The sequence below is a fragment of the Nocardioides sp. genome (assembly GCF_050246775.1).
GTDB lineage: Bacteria > Actinomycetota > Actinomycetes > Propionibacteriales > Nocardioidaceae > Nocardioides.
Genome location: NZ_JBFWVK010000001.1, coordinates 1,103,511 through 1,121,198, shown reverse-complemented (window position 1 = coordinate 1,121,198; position 17,688 = coordinate 1,103,511). Strand labels below are relative to the sequence as shown.

General features: G+C 67.2%; 19 protein-coding genes. 17 read left to right on the top strand and 2 right to left on the bottom strand.

The features are described from left to right. Nucleotides 1-37 precede the first annotated feature (37 nt). Complete coding sequence (locus AB7I40_RS05260) at nucleotides 38-1,501, top strand: aldehyde dehydrogenase family protein (RefSeq protein WP_428343996.1); 1,464 nt, start codon at nucleotides 38-40, stop codon at nucleotides 1,499-1,501. On the opposite strand, the gene AB7I40_RS05255 is transcribed toward AB7I40_RS05260, so the two are convergent. Together AB7I40_RS05255 and AB7I40_RS05250 are read right to left on the bottom strand one after the other, a co-directional pair. Then, entirely contained in the window at nucleotides 1,489-2,442 is a 954-nt protein-coding gene (locus AB7I40_RS05255) for a helix-turn-helix domain-containing protein (RefSeq protein ID WP_428343995.1), read from the bottom strand. The two genes, AB7I40_RS05260 and AB7I40_RS05255, sit on opposite strands and share 13 nt — an antisense overlap. 111 nt (nucleotides 2,443-2,553) lie before the next feature. Continuing rightward, nucleotides 2,554-3,441, bottom strand: a complete 888-nt coding sequence (locus AB7I40_RS05250; protein WP_428343994.1) for a LysR family transcriptional regulator — start codon at nucleotides 3,439-3,441, stop codon at nucleotides 2,554-2,556. Nucleotides 3,442-3,516: 75 nt separating this feature from the next. Between AB7I40_RS05250 and AB7I40_RS05245 the strand changes: the two genes are divergently transcribed. The 16 genes from AB7I40_RS05245 to AB7I40_RS05170 all read left to right on the top strand — a co-directional run bounded on the left by AB7I40_RS05245 (nucleotide 3,517) and on the right by AB7I40_RS05170 (nucleotide 17,688). Then, nucleotides 3,517-4,707, top strand: coding sequence for a thiolase family protein (locus AB7I40_RS05245; protein ID WP_428343993.1), 1,191 nt, complete (start codon nucleotides 3,517-3,519; stop codon nucleotides 4,705-4,707). Next, nucleotides 4,704-5,366, top strand: a complete 663-nt coding sequence (locus AB7I40_RS05240; protein WP_428343992.1) for a 3-oxoacid CoA-transferase subunit A — start codon at nucleotides 4,704-4,706, stop codon at nucleotides 5,364-5,366. Before AB7I40_RS05245 ends, AB7I40_RS05240 begins: the two co-directional genes overlap by 4 nt. After that, entirely contained in the window at nucleotides 5,360-6,001 is a 642-nt protein-coding gene (locus tag AB7I40_RS05235; RefSeq protein ID WP_428343991.1) for a 3-oxoacid CoA-transferase subunit B, read from the top strand. Before AB7I40_RS05240 ends, AB7I40_RS05235 begins: the two co-directional genes overlap by 7 nt. Next, nucleotides 5,998-6,543 carry a hypothetical protein gene (locus AB7I40_RS05230; RefSeq protein ID WP_428343990.1) on the top strand — a complete coding sequence of 182 codons (546 nt, stop codon included), beginning with the start codon at nucleotides 5,998-6,000 and terminating at the stop codon, nucleotides 6,541-6,543. Before AB7I40_RS05235 ends, AB7I40_RS05230 begins: the two co-directional genes overlap by 4 nt. A gap of 166 nt (nucleotides 6,544-6,709) precedes the next feature. Next, nucleotides 6,710-8,350: an FAD-dependent monooxygenase gene (locus AB7I40_RS05225; protein ID WP_428343989.1), complete on the top strand. Its 1,641-nt coding sequence runs from the start codon at nucleotides 6,710-6,712 to the stop codon at nucleotides 8,348-8,350. 50 nt (nucleotides 8,351-8,400) lie between these two features. Further along, nucleotides 8,401-8,865, top strand: a complete 465-nt coding sequence (locus AB7I40_RS05220; RefSeq protein ID WP_428343988.1) for a VOC family protein — start codon at nucleotides 8,401-8,403, stop codon at nucleotides 8,863-8,865. 38 nt (nucleotides 8,866-8,903) lie between these two features. Then, on the top strand, nucleotides 8,904-9,659 hold the full coding sequence (locus AB7I40_RS05215; protein ID WP_428343987.1) for a dienelactone hydrolase family protein: 756 nt from the start codon (nucleotides 8,904-8,906) through the stop codon (nucleotides 9,657-9,659). 8 nt (nucleotides 9,660-9,667) lie between these two features. Further along, nucleotides 9,668-10,009 carry a DUF6295 family protein gene (locus tag AB7I40_RS05210; RefSeq protein ID WP_428343986.1) on the top strand — a complete coding sequence of 114 codons (342 nt, stop codon included), beginning with the start codon at nucleotides 9,668-9,670 and terminating at the stop codon, nucleotides 10,007-10,009. After that, complete coding sequence (locus tag AB7I40_RS05205) at nucleotides 10,006-11,247, top strand: acyl-CoA dehydrogenase family protein (protein ID WP_428343985.1); 1,242 nt, start codon at nucleotides 10,006-10,008, stop codon at nucleotides 11,245-11,247. Before AB7I40_RS05210 ends, AB7I40_RS05205 begins: the two co-directional genes overlap by 4 nt. 34 nt (nucleotides 11,248-11,281) lie before the next feature. Continuing rightward, a complete protein-coding gene (locus AB7I40_RS05200; protein ID WP_428343984.1) occupies nucleotides 11,282-11,923 on the top strand; it encodes an NADPH-dependent F420 reductase in 642 nt (213 codons plus the stop codon). 50 nt (nucleotides 11,924-11,973) lie between these two features. Beyond that, nucleotides 11,974-12,390 carry an SRPBCC family protein gene (locus tag AB7I40_RS05195; RefSeq protein ID WP_428343983.1) on the top strand — a complete coding sequence of 139 codons (417 nt, stop codon included), beginning with the start codon at nucleotides 11,974-11,976 and terminating at the stop codon, nucleotides 12,388-12,390. Then, complete coding sequence (locus tag AB7I40_RS05190; protein ID WP_428343982.1) at nucleotides 12,383-13,753, top strand: 3-oxoacid CoA-transferase subunit A; 1,371 nt, start codon at nucleotides 12,383-12,385, stop codon at nucleotides 13,751-13,753. The genes AB7I40_RS05195 and AB7I40_RS05190 overlap by 8 nt, the downstream gene beginning before the upstream one ends. Further along, nucleotides 13,750-14,415, top strand: a complete 666-nt coding sequence (locus AB7I40_RS05185) for a 3-oxoacid CoA-transferase subunit B (protein ID WP_428343981.1) — start codon at nucleotides 13,750-13,752, stop codon at nucleotides 14,413-14,415. Before AB7I40_RS05190 ends, AB7I40_RS05185 begins: the two co-directional genes overlap by 4 nt. A 23-nt stretch (nucleotides 14,416-14,438) precedes the next feature. Next, on the top strand, nucleotides 14,439-15,299 hold the full coding sequence (locus AB7I40_RS05180) for an IclR family transcriptional regulator (protein ID WP_428343980.1): 861 nt from the start codon (nucleotides 14,439-14,441) through the stop codon (nucleotides 15,297-15,299). A gap of 515 nt (nucleotides 15,300-15,814) precedes the next feature. Continuing rightward, the gene (locus tag AB7I40_RS05175; protein WP_428343979.1) at nucleotides 15,815-16,759 is read left to right on the top strand and encodes an ABC transporter permease; all 945 of its coding nucleotides are present in this window, start codon (nucleotides 15,815-15,817) and stop codon (nucleotides 16,757-16,759) included. Next, nucleotides 16,756-17,688: an ABC transporter permease gene (locus AB7I40_RS05170; RefSeq protein WP_428343978.1), complete on the top strand. Its 933-nt coding sequence runs from the start codon at nucleotides 16,756-16,758 to the stop codon at nucleotides 17,686-17,688. The genes AB7I40_RS05175 and AB7I40_RS05170 overlap by 4 nt, the downstream gene beginning before the upstream one ends.

Here is a 17,688-nt window from a genome sequence, read left to right as displayed (position 1 = left end):
TCAGGGCTCCCGTTCAGCGGGAGCAGGGAAGGACGACGTGCAGACCAAGCTCTTCATCGGAGGCGAGTTCGTCGATGCCGCAGACGGGGCCACCGTCACCAGCCTCGATCCGCACGACGGCTCGGTGCTCGCTGAGGTCGCGGAGGCCAAGCAGGAGGACGTCGACCGCGCGGTGACCGCGGCCAAGGGGGCGTTCCACCACTGGAGTCGCCTCGCCGCCGCTGATCGTGGGCGGCTGCTCTTGAAGCTGGCCGACGCCATCGAGGCCGACGCTGACAACCTGGCGCTGCTCGAGACCCGCGACACGGGCCATCCGTTGCGCGACACCCTGGGCCTGGACGTGCTCCGGACGGCAGCGACCTTCCGCTACTTCGGCGGGATGGCGGACAAGTTCCAGGGCACCGTGGTCCCGGTCGAGCAAGGCTTCCTCGACTACGTGGTGCCCGAGGCCCTCGGGGTGATCGGACAGATCGTTCCCTGGAACTTCCCGGTCATGTTCGTCAGTTGGAAGCTCGGCCCGGCCCTGGCGGCCGGCAACTGCGTGGTGATGAAGCCCTCGGAGATCACACCGTTGTCCGCGCTTCGCGTGGCCGAGCTGGCAGCTGAGGTGGGCTTCCCACCTGGGGTGATCAACGTGGTTCCCGGCTACGGTCAGACGGCTGGGCAACGTCTCGTCGACCACCCCGACGTGGCCAAGCTCTCCTTCACCGGCAGCACCGACGTCGGCAAGCAGATCGCCCGAGGTGCCGCGGACACGCTCAAGCAGGTGCACCTGGAGCTCGGCGGCAAGGGCGCCAACATCGTCTTCGACGACGCCAACCTCGCGGCGGCGGTGGGCGGCACCGCGTTCGGAATCTTCCACAACCAGGGGCAGGCATGCATAGCAGCGAGCCGGCTCATCGTCCACGAGTCGGTCAAGGACGAGTTCCTGGAGCGGCTCGTGAGCCTTGCCGGTTCGATCCGGGTGGGTGACCCCAAGGATCTGAACACCGAGATGGGTCCCCTCACCTCCGCGCTGCACCGTGACCGGGTGCTCTCCTACCTCGAGATCGCGGCGGACGAGGGCGGAGCGGTGCTCGTGGGCGGGAAGGCGCCCGCGGAGCCGTCGCTCGGGTCCGGCTACTACATCGAGCCGACCATCGTCGAGACCACACCCACGGCCCGCGCGGCCCAGGAGGAGGTGTTCGGTCCCTTCATGGTCGTGCACACCTTCAAGACCGACGAGGAGGCACTCGAGATCGCCAACGGGACCGCCTACGGCCTCGGCGGCGGCCTGTGGACCTCGGACCTGTCCCGTGCCCACAAGGTGGCGCGCGAGCTGCGGGCGGGAATGGTCTGGGTCAACTCCTACAAGCGGGTCAATCCGGGTTCGCCGTTCGGCGGCATGGGCGTTTCCGGCTACGGTCGGGAGATGGGGTTCGAGGCGATGCGCGAGTACACCGAACCCAAGGCGACCTGGATCAACATCGATGCGAACCTGCCAGCGTTCTATCGGCGCTGAGCGCCCTGGGCACTGCGTCGGACGTCGCCTGCGGTGGCGCCGAAGCGCCGCTTGAACGTGTCGGAGAAGTAGGCCGTCGAGGTGAACCCACAGCTCTCGGCGATGTCGACGATCCGCGCATCCGGTTCTTCGCTGCGGCACAGCAGGGTGTGGGCGAGGTCGAGTCGCCGGGCCAGGATGTGCTGCGGCACGCTGGTGCCGGTCTCCGCGAACAGCCGCGACAGGTGCCGCTCACTGATGCCGGCACCCGAGGCGACGTCAGCCGCCGAGAGCGAGGGGTCCGTGAGGTGATCATCGATGAACGTCCGTGCCGCCGCGCGATGGGCGACCGGGAGGCCGACCCGGCCGCCGGTGGCCAGCACGGAGACGAGCTCGAGAATCGTGCGCTCGTCGGCAGGCACCGCGGTGCGCCCCACGGCCCGGCCCACGAGTCGCACCAAGGCGCGGGCGTAGGGGTCTGCCCCCGAACTCGCCGCGTCCAACAGCAGCGGTGCGTCGACGGTCGTCAGCCCAGTCAGCTCGGTGAACGCCGCGCGCGGCACCTTGACCGCCAGCTCTTCGAGGCCGTGTCCGAAGCCGCGGAGGAAGGGCCGGTCCACGTCACACACCAACAGCTGTCCGGGACGCACCAGGCGCTTCGAGCCGGCGTACTCCCACAGCGCCTCTCCGCGCAGAGCGGCATACACGACGATCGCGTCGGCTGGCCGCCTGGCCACCATGGACTCGTCGCGAACCACGACGTGAGGGGTGCCTTGCACCCGGGCGAGGTGGAGTCGATCGAGCTGGAGGTTGACCTCTTTCGCGCGAAACGGCACCTGTGAGGGCACCTGGCACGTCAGGCCGATGAGGGCGGCCGCGTTGTGCTGCTCCCAGACCTCGATGCTTCGGTCGTGCCCAAGCGCCGAGACGTCGAAGGTCTCGGGTCGAGGGATCGCGTTCATGCGCCTCTGCCTTTCCCACTGTTCGTGGCCTACGTCACATCGCCAGTAACCGTAGCCCAATTCCGCTCTGTGGAAAATGGTTGCGCCGGATGGAATGTCAATTGCGTGGTCTCAGTCGTCGGCGACCAGTCGGCGAACCGCCTCGAGTGCGCGGTGCAGATGGGCGGCCCGCCGGCCGGAGCGGAAGGCGACGGCCAGCGGCACCGTTCCAGCGCCGGTGAGCGGCAGGTAGGTGACTCCCGCGAGTTCGAGGCTGGTGACCGGGGCAGGCACGATCGCTGCCCCGAGCCCGCCGGCCACCAGGGTGAGCAAAGTAGACGTCTCGCTCACCTCGGCCCGGAACCTGGGCTCGAAGCCCGCCCTGCGGCACAGGTCCAGCACTGTGTTGTGCATGACGGAGTCACGGCGGCCCACGTGCACCACGAGGTCGGTGTCCTGCAGGTCCCCGACATGCAGTCGCTTTCGCCCCGCGAGCGGGTGGTCGTCAGCCAGCGCGACGACGAGCCGGTCGTGCCGCAAGATGTCGACACGGAGCGTGGGGTCGTGGACCGGAGGTCGCAGGAGGGCGATGTCCATGCGGCCCTCGCTGACGGCCCGGACCTGGTCAGGGACGAGCATCTCGCCTTCGAAGGAGAAGTCGATGCCGGGCAGCTCCTGGGCCAGGCCGCGGGCCAGCCGCGGAAGCAGGCTGTAGGTCGCCGATCCGACACACCCGATGACGAGTCGGCCTGTCATGCCGGCTGCGATGGACTGCGCTTCGCGGCCGGCCTCCTCGACCGCGTCCAGAATGACTCGAGCACGCTCGAGGTAGGTCTCGCCGGCGTCGGTCAACTCGACCCGCCGGGTGGTTCTGCGCAGCAGGGGCACGCCGAGCTCGACCTCCAGGGCCTTGATCTGCTGCGACAGCGGCGGCTGGGCCATGTGCAGGCGGGTCGCGGCACGACCGAAATGCCGCTCCTCGGCGACAGCTACGAAATAGCGAAGGTGTCTGAGTTCCATTAGGACGCTCAGCATATCAATAGGGCCGTATTTGGATACTTCAGTTTCGCTTGATCTCGAAATAGCCTGAAGGACGTGCATGATGCCTTCGTCTACGACGCAGTCCGGACACCCTTCGGTCGATTCGGCGGCGCGCTCGCCGCGGTGAGGCCCGACGACCTTGCCGCCGCGGTCATCTCCGCGACGTTGACACGCACCCCTGCGCTCGACCCCTCGCGCGTCGACGAGGTGCTGTGGGGATGTGCCAACCAGGCCGGAGAGGACAACCGCAACGTCGGCCGGATGGCGCTTCTGCTGGCCGGCCTACCAACCAGCGTTCCCGGCTCCACCGTGAACCGGCTGTGTGGGTCGAGCCTCGACGCGATCATGATGGCCTCGCGCGCCATCGAGACCGGTGATGCGCAGGTGGTGATCGCCGGGGGAGTGGAGTCGATGACCCGTGCACCCTGGGTGCTCCCGAAGCCCTCGCGGGCCTACCCGGCTGGAGACATCGCCGCTGCGTCGACGACCCTGGGGTGGCGGCTGGTCAACGAGCGGATGCCGCCGGAGTGGACCGTCTCCCTGGGCCAGGCCAATGAGCAGCTCCAGCAGCGCTTCGGCATCTCGCGCGAGCGCCAGGACGCCTTCGCGCTGAGGTCGCACCACCTGGCCGCGGCCGCGTGGGCAGCTGGGTTCTACGACGATCTCGTGGTCGACGTTCCCGGCGTGACGCTCGCTCTTGACGAGAGCATCCGGCCCGCGACGAGCCTGGAGGCGCTGGCAGGACTCAAGGCGTCGTTCAGAGCCGACGGGAGCATCACCGCAGGAAATGCGTCGCCGCTCAATGACGGGGCGTCCGCTGTCCTGCTCGGGTCAGAGCAAGCCTCGGTGGAGCTCGGCCGTGAGCCGGTGGCCCGTATCGCTGGGCGCGGCGTACACGCGCTCGACCCACAGGACTTCGGTTTCGCCCCGGTGGAGGCGGCCAACAAGGCGCTGGCCAGGGCCGGCATCTCGTGGTCGGACGTCGAGGCCGTGGAGCTCAACGAAGCGTTCGCGGTCCAGTCGATCGCCTGTGTCGATGCTTGGATGATCGATCCGGAGATCGTCAACACCCACGGTGGCGCCATCGCGATCGGTCACCCGCTGGGGGCCTCGGGCGGCCGACTCGTCGCCACCCTGGTGCACCGCATGCGGCGCGAGCGCCAGCGGTACGGCGTGGCTGCCATCTGCATCGGCGTTGGCCAGGCTCTGGCTGTGGTCGTTGAGAACACCGGGGACGTGGCATGAGCGCAGTGATCTGCGCCGACCTCGCTGAAGCCGTGGCCGGGATCCAGGACGGGGCGACGGTCCTCATCGGTGGTTTCGGGCTCGCAGGCATGCCGGTCGAGCTGATCGAGGCCCTCATCGACCAAGGTGCCAGCGACCTCACCGTGGTCTCGAACAACGGCGGCAACGGCGACACCGGGTTGGCCGCCCTCCTCGATCGCGGTCGGGTGCGCAAGGTGATCTGCTCGTTCCCGCGGCAGTCGGATTCGTGGGTGTTCGACCGGATGTACCGCGCAGGTCAGCTCGACCTCGAGCTCGTGCCCCAGGGGACGTTGGCCGAGCGGATGCGGGCGGCCGGAGCCGGGCTCGGCGGGTTCTACTGCCCGACCGGAGTCGGAACGCTGCTCACCAAGGACAAGGAAGTGCGCGTCATCGACGGACGGACCTACGTCCTCGAGCTCCCGCTGAAGGGGGACGTGGCCCTCATTCGGGCCCATCGAGCCGACCGCCTGGGCAACCTGGTCTACCGCAAGACCGGCCGGAACTTCGGGCCGGTGATGGCGACCGCGGCCACGACGGTCATCGCCCAGGTCAGTGAGGTTGTGGAACCCGGGAGCCTCGACCCCGAGGTGATCGTCACTCCGGGGATCTACGTCGACAGGGTGGTGGCGGTGTGCTGACCAAGGACGAGATGGCTGCACAGGTGGCGAAGGACATCCCGCGGGGCGCCTACGTGAATCTCGGGATCGGTCAGCCGACCCTGGTGGCCGATCATCTCCCTGAGGGGTCGGGCATCGTGCTCCACACCGAGAACGGGATGCTGAACATGGGGCCCGCGGCTCGGGAGTGGGAGGTGGATCCCGACCTCATCAATGCCGGCAAGGTGCCGGTCACCGAGCTGCCAGGGGCCTCTTACTTCCACCATGCCGACTCCTTCGCGATGATGCGTGGTGGACACCTCGACGTGTGCGTGCTCGGCGCCTTCCAGGTCTCCGCAACCGGTGACCTCGCCAACTGGCACACGGGCGAGCCGGACTCCGTGCCGGCTGTCGGTGGGGCGATGGACCTGGCGATCGGCGCGAAACAGGTCTTCGTGATGATGAGTCTCTTCGCCAAGGACGGGTCCCCGAAACTGGTGCCCACCTGCACCTATCCGCTGACCGGGATCGGCTGTGTCGACCGGATCTACACCGACGTCGCTACGTTCGTCATCGAGTCTGGGCGGCTGGCGGTGGTCGAGACCTTCGGCATCACGGTCGAGGAGCTGGCCGATCGCCTCGACGTCGACCTGGATGCCGTCCGGGGCGACCAGTGACCGGTCAGAAGCTTCCCGTCACGGAGGCCACGGCATCGGGCCCCTTCCTCGTCGAGCGCGGTCCCGCGCTCCCATGCGGCGCCGATCTCTCCTTCGGGGCGGCCGACGACCCGTGTTGGGTGGAGGGTGTGGTCCGCGACAGGGGCGGACGTCCGATTCCCGGAGCGTGCGTCGAGCTCTGGAGGCCCGACGCCGGCAAGGCCGGCGGGCACGTCAGGACCGACACCACCGGACGTTACGCATTCTGGGCGTCCACCCCCCACGCGCTCACCCCGCCGAGCCGCACTGGCGAGGCCCAGGCTGCGCCACGGCTGCCGATCAGAGTCACCGCGCTGCACTGTCGAACCTTGGTCACCCACATTCTCGTGGCGGGCGCAGACCTTCCCGAGGTCATCGGGAAAGGCGTGGGGCAAGGCACCCTGGTGAGGGTCTTCGAACGACAGGCGCCGGGCACCGCCACTCCGGACGGTCGCGAGCTGGCTGGCCGCTCGTGGACGCGGGTGCACTTCGACATCGTCCTTGCACCTGCGGGAGCCAGCTAGCCCCCGTCGGCGTGGCGACGCCAGGTTGCACCGGGTTCAGGCCCGGGCCAGGGCCTGAGGTTCTGGTTCCCGCCACCTGGGTCCAGTGACACTCGACACAGGTGGATCCCGCTGGTAAGTTCCGGAATGAGTTTCCGACAGACGGAATCGTGAAGGGAAGTTGCACATGACTGCCAAGCCGTCAGCACCACGCGTCGCCATCTCCGGTGCCGGCCCTGTGGGCATGGCGCTGGCCATTGATCTGGCTTTGCGGGGCGTAGCCAGCGTGGTCTTCGAGAAGCGATCGAACCAGGAGCGCATCGTCGCTCGAGCGAACATGACCAACGTCCGTTCGATGGAGCACTTCCGGCGCTGGGGGATCGCGGACGCCTTGCGCGAGAACGACCCGGTGAGCCCGGAGATCCAGCGAGACGTCGCGTTCGTGACTCGACTCAACGGCCACCACATCTTTGACTTCCCGCGGGCCTACGAGTGGTCGGAACGACTGCCGATCGCGTCCGAGGTCGCCGAATGGGCCCCCAACGAGGCCATCGAGAAGACTCTGCGCGAGCGGGTCCTGTCCCTTCCCCTGATCGATCTGCGGTTCGAGAACGAGGTCCAGTCGTTCACCCAGGACGAGGATGGCGTCACGCTCACCGTGACCACGCCGCAGGGCGAGGAGACGCTCTCAGCGTCGTACCTCGTCATCAGCGAAGGCAGCCGAAGCAAGCTGCGCAACGAGGGTCTCAATGTGCGCATGGAGGGCCATCCGAACCTGGCGCGCAGCTTCCTGTGGCACTTCCGGTCCGAACGGCTGGCCGAGCTGTGGAAGGCCTCGCCCATGGTCTCCATGTTGTTCTTCTACAACGAGGACCGCGGCGGCGACAGCCTGGTGCCGCAGGCCGGGACCGACCACTGGGCCTACTTCTGCTCTCCCGTGCCGGACGGCGTGGACGGCGACGACTGGGAGGCCTGCCGCGACATGCTGTTCCGCGCCATCGGTGAGGAGTTCGAGATCGAGCCCCTCAACGGTGGCACCTTCTGGACGCACTCCATGCAGGCCCCACGCTTCGACTTCGGCCGGGTCTTCCTGGCTGGTGACTCGGCGCACCTGGTCTCACCGATGGGTGGGTTCGGCATGAACCTCGGCATCGGTGACGCGGCCGACCTGGGCTGGAAGCTTGCTGCCGTGATCCAGGGTTGGGGCGGTCCGATGCTCCTCCCGAGCTACAGCATCGAGCGCGGCGAGGTCACCCGGTTCATTCTCGACGGCTGTGAGCGCAACCAGTTCACCGGTCCCCGTGAGCTCGTCCGCGACGGCATCGAGGACCAGGGACCCCTGGGCGATGCCGTTCGCGCGCAGGTCGCCGCGGACATCGACGAGAAGAAGGCGCGGCAGTTCAAGCGGATGGGCGGGCAGCTGGGCTACCGCTACTCGTCCTCGCCGGTCATCGTCCGCGATGGCACCGACGAGCCGCCGCCCTCGTTCGAGGACTATGTGCCCTCCGCGGCGCCCGGGAACCGCGCGCCCCACCACTGGCTGGCGGACGGCACCTCGCTCTACGACCACGTGGGTCAGGGGTTCACCCTCCTGATCCTGGGCGAGCTCGACACCACTGGTCTGAGGGCAGCAGCCGACGCCCGGGGCATCCCGGTCGAGTTCTTCGCCCCGGAGGGAACCGACCGTGACGACCTCCAGAAACTCTATTCGGCGCGCGGCGCGGTCATCCGATCCGACCACCACGTCGCCTGGCGAGGCGACGAGCTGCCGGCGGATGCCGATGGGCTGCTGGACGTCATCACCGGCACCAACGCCTGGGCGCGCTAGCCCCACGCCCCGCAACAAACCATCACACTCACCAAACGAAAGGTCCCATCATGCCTAAGGTCACCCGGTTGGGTCACGTCGGTCTGTACGTCCGCGACATCGAGGTCATGAAGGAGTTCTACGCGGACTTCCTCGGCCTGACGGTCACCGACCGCGACGAGCGTCGGGTCTTCCTGAGCGGACGACCCGACGAGGAGCACCACGAGCTGCTGCTGGCCCAGAACGACGAACATCACACCGATCCTCAGCAGATCTCCTTCCCGGTCGAGACGCTCGGCGAGCTGCGCGAGTTCTACACCCAGATCCTCGAGCGCGGCTATCACATCGACCACGTGAACAACCACGGCAACGCGTTCGGCTGCTACTTCCACGACCCCGAGAGCAACCGGGTCGAGGTCTACTGGCACACCGGACTCGATTGGCCGCAGCCCTACGGCGTACCCGTCGACCTCTCGCTCTCCGAGGAGGAGCTGATGCAGGTCCTCGAGGACATGAAGGCCTCGATCTCAGCCTGACCTGACCTGGCACGACGCAGCGAGAGAGAGATACAGCGGTGGATGACGAGATGCTCGTCGAGTGGGTCGGGTTCCCGGGCCACGGGGGAGACGTGATCAAGGCGTACTCGGCGCGCCCCTTGGTTCGCGAGGAGACGCCGGGCGTCGTGGTCTTGCACCATGCGCCGGGCCTCGACCCGTGGTGCAAGGAGGTCGTCCGGGCGTTCGCCTCTGCCGGCTTCGCCGCGGTCGCGCCGCACCTCTATCACCGGCGGGGCCCGGGCCACTGGGCCGACGTGGCGGCAGCGGCCCGCGCCGACGGGTTGGGTGTGTCGATGCCGAACGAGCAGGTGATGGGTGACATCGACGGCGCCGCACGCTACCTGCGAGCCCAACCGAGCTCGAACGGCAAGGTCGGCGTCATCGGCTTCTGCTCCGGCGGACGTCAGTCGTTCCTGGCTGCCTGCGACGTGCCCTCGCTCGACGCGGCTGTCGACTGCTGGGGTGGCAGCATCCTGCCCCAACCTCCAGATCCGTCCCGTCCGGGAAGCCCGTCGCGTGGGGTCATCCACCGAGCCGTCGACATGTCCGCCCCACTGCTGGGCATCTTCGGCAACGACGACGCGAACCCCGACATCGCCCAGGTGGACGAGATCGACCGGGTCCTCACTGAGCTGGGCAAAGAGCATGAGTTCCACCGCTACGACGGAGCCGGCCACGCCTTCTTCACCGCAGACAAACCGAACTACCGCCAAGAGCAGGCGGTCGATGGGTGGGCCAAGGTCTATGCCTTCTACGACAAGCACCTTCGATAGGAACTGACATGTGCACCTGGATCACTGAGAAGATCGCCGCCGACGGCTCCGCCCGTGGCGTCTCGGACTGGATCGACGTCACCCAGATCAACGTGTTCTACGACCACCCGGTCAACGCACCGTTCGACCACGCCGTGATCATCGACTTCGTCGACCCGTCAGCCGGGGTAGGTGCCCGGGTCGGTGTCGAGCTGAGCGCCGCCTCCGCCGCTGACCTGATGCGCGCCATCGCGGATGCCCTGAAGAGCCCCGAGGCGATTCGGGACCTCGCGGACCAAGCCGCCTCCGAACCCACCCAGCACGTCACCGTCGGCGCCCTGCCAGGTGATCCCATGAGGAGAGTTTCATGACTGAATTGGCACGGGTGACGATCCCGCAGCCGGAGCCCGATCTGCAGCCGGCCGAGCTGATCGCTCGGGCGAGGGCGATGCGGGAGCACCTGCGTGAGGAGGGACAGGCGACCGAGGACCGAGGCACCTACTCGCCCGAGACGCACCAGATGTTCCGTGACGCCGGCTTCTACCGGACCCTCCTGCCCCGCCGATTCGGCGGCTACGAGTTCGACGTGACCACCTTCCTGCAGGTGGTCATCGAGATCGCCCGTGGCTGCCCCGGCACTGGCTGGTGCCTCTGCCTGGCCGCCGGGCATGGCGTCCACATCGGCGGTTTCTTCAACGAGAAGGCCCAGTCGGACGCCTTGTCACCGGACGGCGAGTTCGCCGCTCCGCTGCGTGGTATCCCGATGGGGACTGCCACCAAGGTGGCTGAGGGGTGGCAGATCGACGGGATGTGGGACTACTGCTCCGGGTCTCCCTACTCCACTCACGCCATCGTGGCGGTGCGCCTGATCGAGGACGGCGCGCCGACCGGCGAGGGACTGGCCCTGGTGCCTCGCAAGGGGTGGATCCTCATGGATGACTGGCGCCACCGTGCCTTCGGCATGCGCGGCAGCGGTTCCAACAGCATCACCATGGACGCAACCGTCATCCCCGACGAGTGCCTGGTCCGCGGCAGCCTTCTGAAGTTCGATGGCGAGCTCAAGAGCCCGGGCTACGAGCTCCACGGCAACCCGATGTACGCCGGCCATCCCCTGGGATACCTGCAGCTCGAGATCACCTCGATCCTGGTCGGGTGTGCCTACGCCGCGCTGGACGAGTACGAGCGCATCATCACCACCAAGAAGACGCCAGGACCCCACGGCGTCGCGCGCGTCAACAGCCCTGACATGCAGCGCTACTGGGGGCTTGCCGCAGGAAAGATCCGCGCCTCCGAGGAGGTCCTCCTGGCGATGGGCCGCTTCTACACGAAGCTGTGCATCGAGGCAGCCGAGGACGAGAAGGGCTTCGACACCGAGCAGATCACGAGCATCAACGCGAGCACGCACCATGCGGTGAACCTTGCCTGGGAAGCAGTCGAGCTGTTGTTCCGCACGTCGGGAACCAGTGAGGGCGGGACCAACGGGTCACGCATGCAGCGCTACTACCGCGACTTCTCCACCGCCCGCACCAACATCGGCCTGCAGTACGAGTCGTATGCACCGAGGTTCGCCCAGGCGCACTTCGGGCTCGACGTCGCTGCACTTGTCTGATGCGAGACTCCGCCAACGAAAGAGGTACGACAAGATGAAGATCGCCATAGTCGGTGCAGGCAAGATGGCACAGACCCTGACCCCCTTGTTCGTCGAGGCGGGGCACGAGGTGCGGCTCAGCAACTCGAGAGGGCCGGAGTCGCTGGCCGAGCTGGTCGAGAACCTCGGCCCCGGCGTACAGGCCGCCACCGTGCCGGATGCTGTGGAAGGTGCCGACCTGGTGCTGCTGGCCACACCGTGGGGTCGCACCGCTGAAGCAGCGTCGGCCGTTGCCGACTGGAGCGGCCGCGTCGTGATCGATGGCACCAACAACCGCAGTGCCCCGGGACCAGCAGGGCTCATCGACATCGGGGACCGGATCTCGAGCGAGGTCGTCGCCGAGTATGTCCCCGGTGCCAAGCTCGTCAAGGCCTTCAACGTCACCCCGCTCTTCAAGCTGGGGCCGGCCCTGGGCTCCGGAGCCGGCGAGGACAACGCGGTCTTCATCGCCGGGGATGACGAGCAGGCCAAAGCGTTGGTCGGCGAGCTGATCGCCAGCATCGGGGGTGCCGCGATCGACACCGGAGACCTGCACACGGGCGGCTTCCTGCAGGGAATGACCGGACCACTGGCCGGAACGCTCGAGATGCTGACCCCGACCGAGGCCCGAGCCCGGCTCGCGCAAGCACAGAACTGACCACCAACTGTCGCGTGCATCGTGCGCGCGTCGAGAAAGCGAGACACACCATGGCAATCGTCCGTGTCAGCAAGACCACCCACCTGCCCGCCTCGGCCGACGAGGTCTGGGCGTTCGTGAGCGACTTCGCGGGCTATGCCTCCTGGCAGCCGCACATCGAGTCGATCGAGATGCAGGCCGATGGTGACCGCAAGGTGACCTTCACCCGCGGCGACTCCATCCTGGACCGGATCACCGCCCAGGACGACGCGGCCAAGTCCCTGACCTACGGTCTGGTCCCCGGTCAACCGTCGCCGATGAAGAGCCTCGACGCCACCTTCGTCGTGACCGGCGAGGGTGCGCAGAGCGACGTCGAATACATCATCGAGGTCGACGTCCCCGACGAGATGCAGGAGATGGCGCGCGGCGGGATCGGCGCCGACATCGACGGCGCACTGGCAGGTCTGTCCACCAAGTTCGATGGCTGACGCTCCGGTCGCGCTGGTCACGGGCGGAGCCGGATTCATCGGCTCCGCCATCGTCCAGCGGCTCGAGGAGACCGGACACCGAGTCGCCGTACTCGACCGCGAGGGCGACTACGCCGTCGATCTCGCCGACGAGCAGTCAGTCCGGGACGTGGCACGCAGGGTGCTGAGCGAGTTCGGCCGGTGCGATGTGATCGTGCATGCCGCAGCGTCCTTCGCCCTCGCCTCGCTCACGGACCTGGATGTGGACCTGCTGCGCCAGGTGATGGCGGTCAATGTGGAGGCACCGATGTGGCTCCTGCAGGAGTTGAGCCCCGGGATGGTCGAGCAGGGCCACGGTCGGGTCGTGTTCATCGTCTCCGACACCTACTTCAACCCCCCGCCGGTCCCCGAGATGCTCCCCTATGTGATGAGCAAGGGAGCACTCATCGGTGCTGCACGGTCCTTGGCCAAGACGCTCGGTTCGGACGGCATCACCGTCAACTGTGTGGCGCCAGGCATGACGCCGCCCCCCGGTGGCGGCATGGGGGCAGACATGGCGGAGGTCGAGGAACGGCTCGTTGAGGATGTACGTCGTCGTCAGGCCGTTCCCAGGAGCCTGGTCCCTGACGACGTGGCACATCTGGTCGCGTTCCTGGTCCGGCCTGAGGCCGAGATGCTGACCGGTCAGACTCTGTGCCCCGACGGCATGAGCATCGCCGTCGGCGGCTTCGGCGTGGCGGGGGTTCCCTGGTCGCTGGTGTCCGCGCTCGGAGATCAGGGAGCGCGTGGCCTGACCATCGTGACCAACAACTGCGGGGTCAACGACGCCGGGCTGGCGCTGCTGCTGCGCGCCGGTCGGATCGATCGAGTGATCGCCTCCTACATCGGCACCAACCGGGAGTTCGCGCGCCAGTACCTCGAGGGACTGATCGAGGTGGAGCTCGCTCCCCAGGGCACCCTTGCTGAGCGACTGCGCGCAGGAGGAGCCGGTCTCGCAGCCTTCTACACCCCGACGGGCGTGGGGACGATGGTGGCCGAGGGCGGACTCCCGCGTCGGTTCGGCCCTGCGGGCGAGGTCCTGGAGGCGAGTCCTCCCAAGGAAGTACGCCGGTTCCGACGCTCCGGGGTCGAGCAGGACTTCGTGCTGGAGGAGGCGATCTCGACAGACTTCGCGTTTGTCCGGGCGACCCTCGCCGATCGTCACGGCAACGCCGTCTTCCACGCGTCAGCCCGCAACTTCAACCCCGACGTCGCCATGGCCGGGCGGATCACCGTCGTCGAGGCGGAGCGGATCGTGGACGCCGGTTCGCTGGACCCGGACAGCGTCCACCTTCCCGGCATCTTCGTCCAGCGCGTCGTCCAGGCTGCGGGGGCAGTCCATTGAGCCGGGGATGGACCCGGGACCAGGTCGCAGCGCGCGCGGCGAAGGAACTACGCGACGGCGACTACGTGAACCTCGGGATCGGGTTGCCCACTCGTGTGGCCGATCACGTCGGTGCGGCGATCGAGGTCGTGGTGCACAGCGAGAACGGTGTGCTCCGGATCGGCCCTTCGCCCGCCCCCGGGCACGAGGACCCCGAGCTGATCAACGCCGGGACAGAGTTCGTCACGGTCGGCCCAGGTGCCTCCTTCGTCTCCTCCTCGGACTCCTTCGCGATGATCAGAGGAGGGCACATCGACGTCACGATCCTCGGGGCCATGCAGGTGTCGGCCGGCGGCGACCTGGCGAACTGGATCGTGCCCGGCCAGCTTGTCAAAGGGATCGGTGGGGCCATGGACCTCGCCATCGGGGCTCGCCGGGTGATCGTGCTGATGGACCATGTCGCGAAGGATGGTTCGTTCAAGCTTGTCGAGCGCTGCTCATTGCCCCTGACCGGCCGCGGCGTGGTGAACCGGGTCATCAGCGACCTCGGAGTCATCGACATCACGCCCGAGGGCTTCGCAGTGACCGAGCTGGCGCCCGGGATCGACTTCGAGGAAGTAGCGTCGAAGACCGGCGCTCGGATCGCGAAGACCGTCGACAGGTTCCCCCTGTCGTCCCTGTAGTCTGAGCGTCCTGTGGAGGTGACGTGAACGTTCAAGTACCAGAGCCGACCGGCCAGAAGGAGACCCGCGACGTCGGCGGTGTGAGGGCGGTGACCCGGGCTGCGCGCATCATCACCGCGTTGGCTGAGCATCCCTTCCCGTTGGGGATCGTCGAGCTCGCCACCTTCGTCCAGCTCTCACCTGCCAGCGTCCATCGCATTCTTGCGACCCTGGTCAACGTGGGTTGGGTCGAGCAGAACTCCCGGACCGCCAAGTATCGTCTGGGGATGCACGCCATCGGCGTCGGCATGGTGGGCTCGGTCACGAACCCCGTTCTCCACGATGGACGGCTCTATCTGTCCCGGCTTGCCGAATGGTCAGGTTATGACGCCGTGCTCAGCACGCTTGTCGGCGTGAAGACCGTGCAACTGGCCAGGGTCGCCGGGGCGCACACCGAGATGATCGAGTTCGAAGCCGGCCGTCCCCAGCCCGCACACGCCATGGCTGACGGAAAGCTGCTCCTGTCCTACCTCTCGGAAGAAGACGCCAGGTACTTCTACGAGGTCGAGGGGCTGCGCCAGTACACCGAGCAGACCATCACCGACCCGATCCAGATGGAACGAGAGCTGCGACAGGTCCGCAAGCAGGGCTACGCCCTCGACAACTTCGAGCGCTTCGAGAAGGGGCGCGGCATCGCCGTGCCCGTCCTCGACGCAGATGGTCGCCCCATCGCGGCGATGCTCTGTCTCGGCAGGATAGATCCGAAGCAGGACACCGAGATCGTGCAGCAGATGATGTCGTTGGCCCGAGAGATGTCTGACCGCCTGAGTGCGTCCGGCGACCTGCCCCCAGCCGCCAGCGACGCCCTGCCGTCCCTGGTGACCCCGCGGTTCAAGGACCGTTGAGCGCCGGCGGTCTCATTCCTAGCCTGCAACAAAATATCACAAAGCACGAAGGCACCAGGGCGACGTCGGCTGTCGTGGCGTGGAGCGGGCGCTCTGACCCGACGGGCCGCCGACCTCCGCGGATCGCCCTGCTACGGCGCAGCCGCGTCGCCTGAGCGCGGACAGGCCTGTTCAGCAGGTTCTCAACGAATTCTTGCGCGTAACATGGTTGACATGACGTGCGTCACGTTCTAGCGTGGGGCGCATTCCGCACAACGGAATCAAGTTGCGCAAAGTTTTCAGCCGCTATCTGCTCGCGGACTCCACCACTGAGCTTGGTCAGTTACTGCTCGGCTGTGTCGAGGCAAACCTTTGGACTGGAGGAGGTCCCGTGAGACTCAGGCACGCAAGTCGCCCTGGCCCGTACGCGAGGATGCGATGCGCCCCCACTACCTGGAACGCTGGGACCCGACTACTCCGATGAACACTCCGAGTACCACAGGGCGCACCTGCCCGCGAAGCTACGGCTGGCCGACATGGCGCTGACGATACTGAGACGCCTCGCTGCGGCCGTCATCACGCTGCTGGTCGTGATCGTGACGGTGTTCCTGCTTCAGCAACTGGTCCCCGGCGACCCCGCTATTGCGATCGCGGGGGAGGATGCCACGCCTGAGGTGATCGCGCAGATTCGCGAGCAGCTCAATCTCAACCGATCCCTGCCGGTGCAGCTGGTCGAATACGTCTGGCATGCCATGACCTTCCAGCTCGGCACGAGTCTGCAGTCCCAGCAACCCGTGACCCAGCTTCTCAGGGATGCGCTGCCGGTCACCGTCTCGCTGGCGTTGGTCTCCTTGTTGTTCACACTGGTGGTGGGTATTGCGGCGGGCACGCTGGCAGCGATGAAGCCCGGTTCGTGGATCGACCGTCTTCTGGTCGGCAGCAGTGCCGTTGCCCTCGCGATCCCGCCGTTCGTCACCGGTCTGCTGTTGCAGCGGGTCTTCGGCGTCCGGTTGGGTTGGCTGCCGGCGATCGGCTACACGCCGATCACCGAAGACCCGGTGCTGTGGTTCAAGGGCCTGATCCTGCCCGGCCTCACCCTGGCAGCGATCTCTGCTGCGGAGGTTGCTCGTCAGCTGCGAGGCAACCTGATCGACACCCGCGAGCAGGACTACATCCGGACCCTTCGAGCCAAGGGCCTGCCGGTCAGCCTCGTCCTGTTCAAGCATGCCTACCGCAATGCCGCTGCCCCGATGCTCACGGTCCTCGGCATCCAGTTCGGGTCGATCATCGGAGGCGCTGTGATCATCGAGCAGGTCTTCGCTCTGCCAGGGCTGGGCCAGACCGGCGTGAACGCGATCCTGTCGCAGGACTTTCCTGTGGTCCAAGGAGTCGTGCTCTTCGGAGCCACCATGGTGATCCTGCTCAACCTGGCCGTCGACCTGATCAACACCAAACTCAATCCGAGGGTGGCGCACCAATGACCGGCAAGCAGCAACTCGTCCCGGCCACGGCGGACGCGCTCGATCCAGAGGCCTTCGCGGTCGGTGGCTCCTTCGTGCAGCGCCGGCTGCGTCGGCTGCGCAACAGCCGGGTGCTGCGACGTTTCGCTTCGGACCGGGTCGGCCAGCTGGCTGTCGTCGTCCTCGTGCTCCTGACACTGGTGGCCGTGTTCCACTCGTGGCTCGAGCCCTACGATCCCTTGCGTCAGGACCTCAGCAACATCGGCGCGGGCCCCAGCGGTGCCCACCTGCTCGGGACCGACCACCTGGGCAGGGATGTCCTCAGCCGGCTGATCGCCGGCACCGCCGTCACGCTGTGGACCGCGGTGCTCGGGACGGCGGTCGGCATGGTCGGCATCCCTCTCGGCCTCCTGGCCGGCTACTTCCGGGGACCGTTCGATGCGATCAGCAGCCGCATCGCAGACGGCCTGCTCAGCATCCCGCCACTGCTCTTCGCCTTCGGAATCATCGGATTCCTGGGTCGAGGCGAGCTCAACGCTGCTCTTGCTCTGGGCATCGTGTCTGCTCCCCGCTTCTTCCGGGTCGCGCGCACGGTGGCGACCTCCGTTGCCGAGGAGCCCTACATGGAGTCCTCGCGGGCCGCAGGTTGCAGCACTGCGCGACTCTTGTTCGGCCACGTCATTCCGAATGCGAGCGGACCTTTGCTCGTGCTGACGTCGCAGACTGCGGGCATCGTCGTCACGGTGCAGGCAGGGCTCGCACTGCTGGGGCTGGGACCTGAGCCTCCCAAGCCGAGTTGGGGCGGGATGTTGAGTGACGCGTTCAGCCAATTCTCCGACGAGATCTTCCCGATGGTTCCTCCCGCGTTCATGATCGTGGTGCTCATCCTGTGCTTCTTCACACTGGGTGACACCATCCGCGACGCCTTCGGCCGATCGAAGAAGCACTAG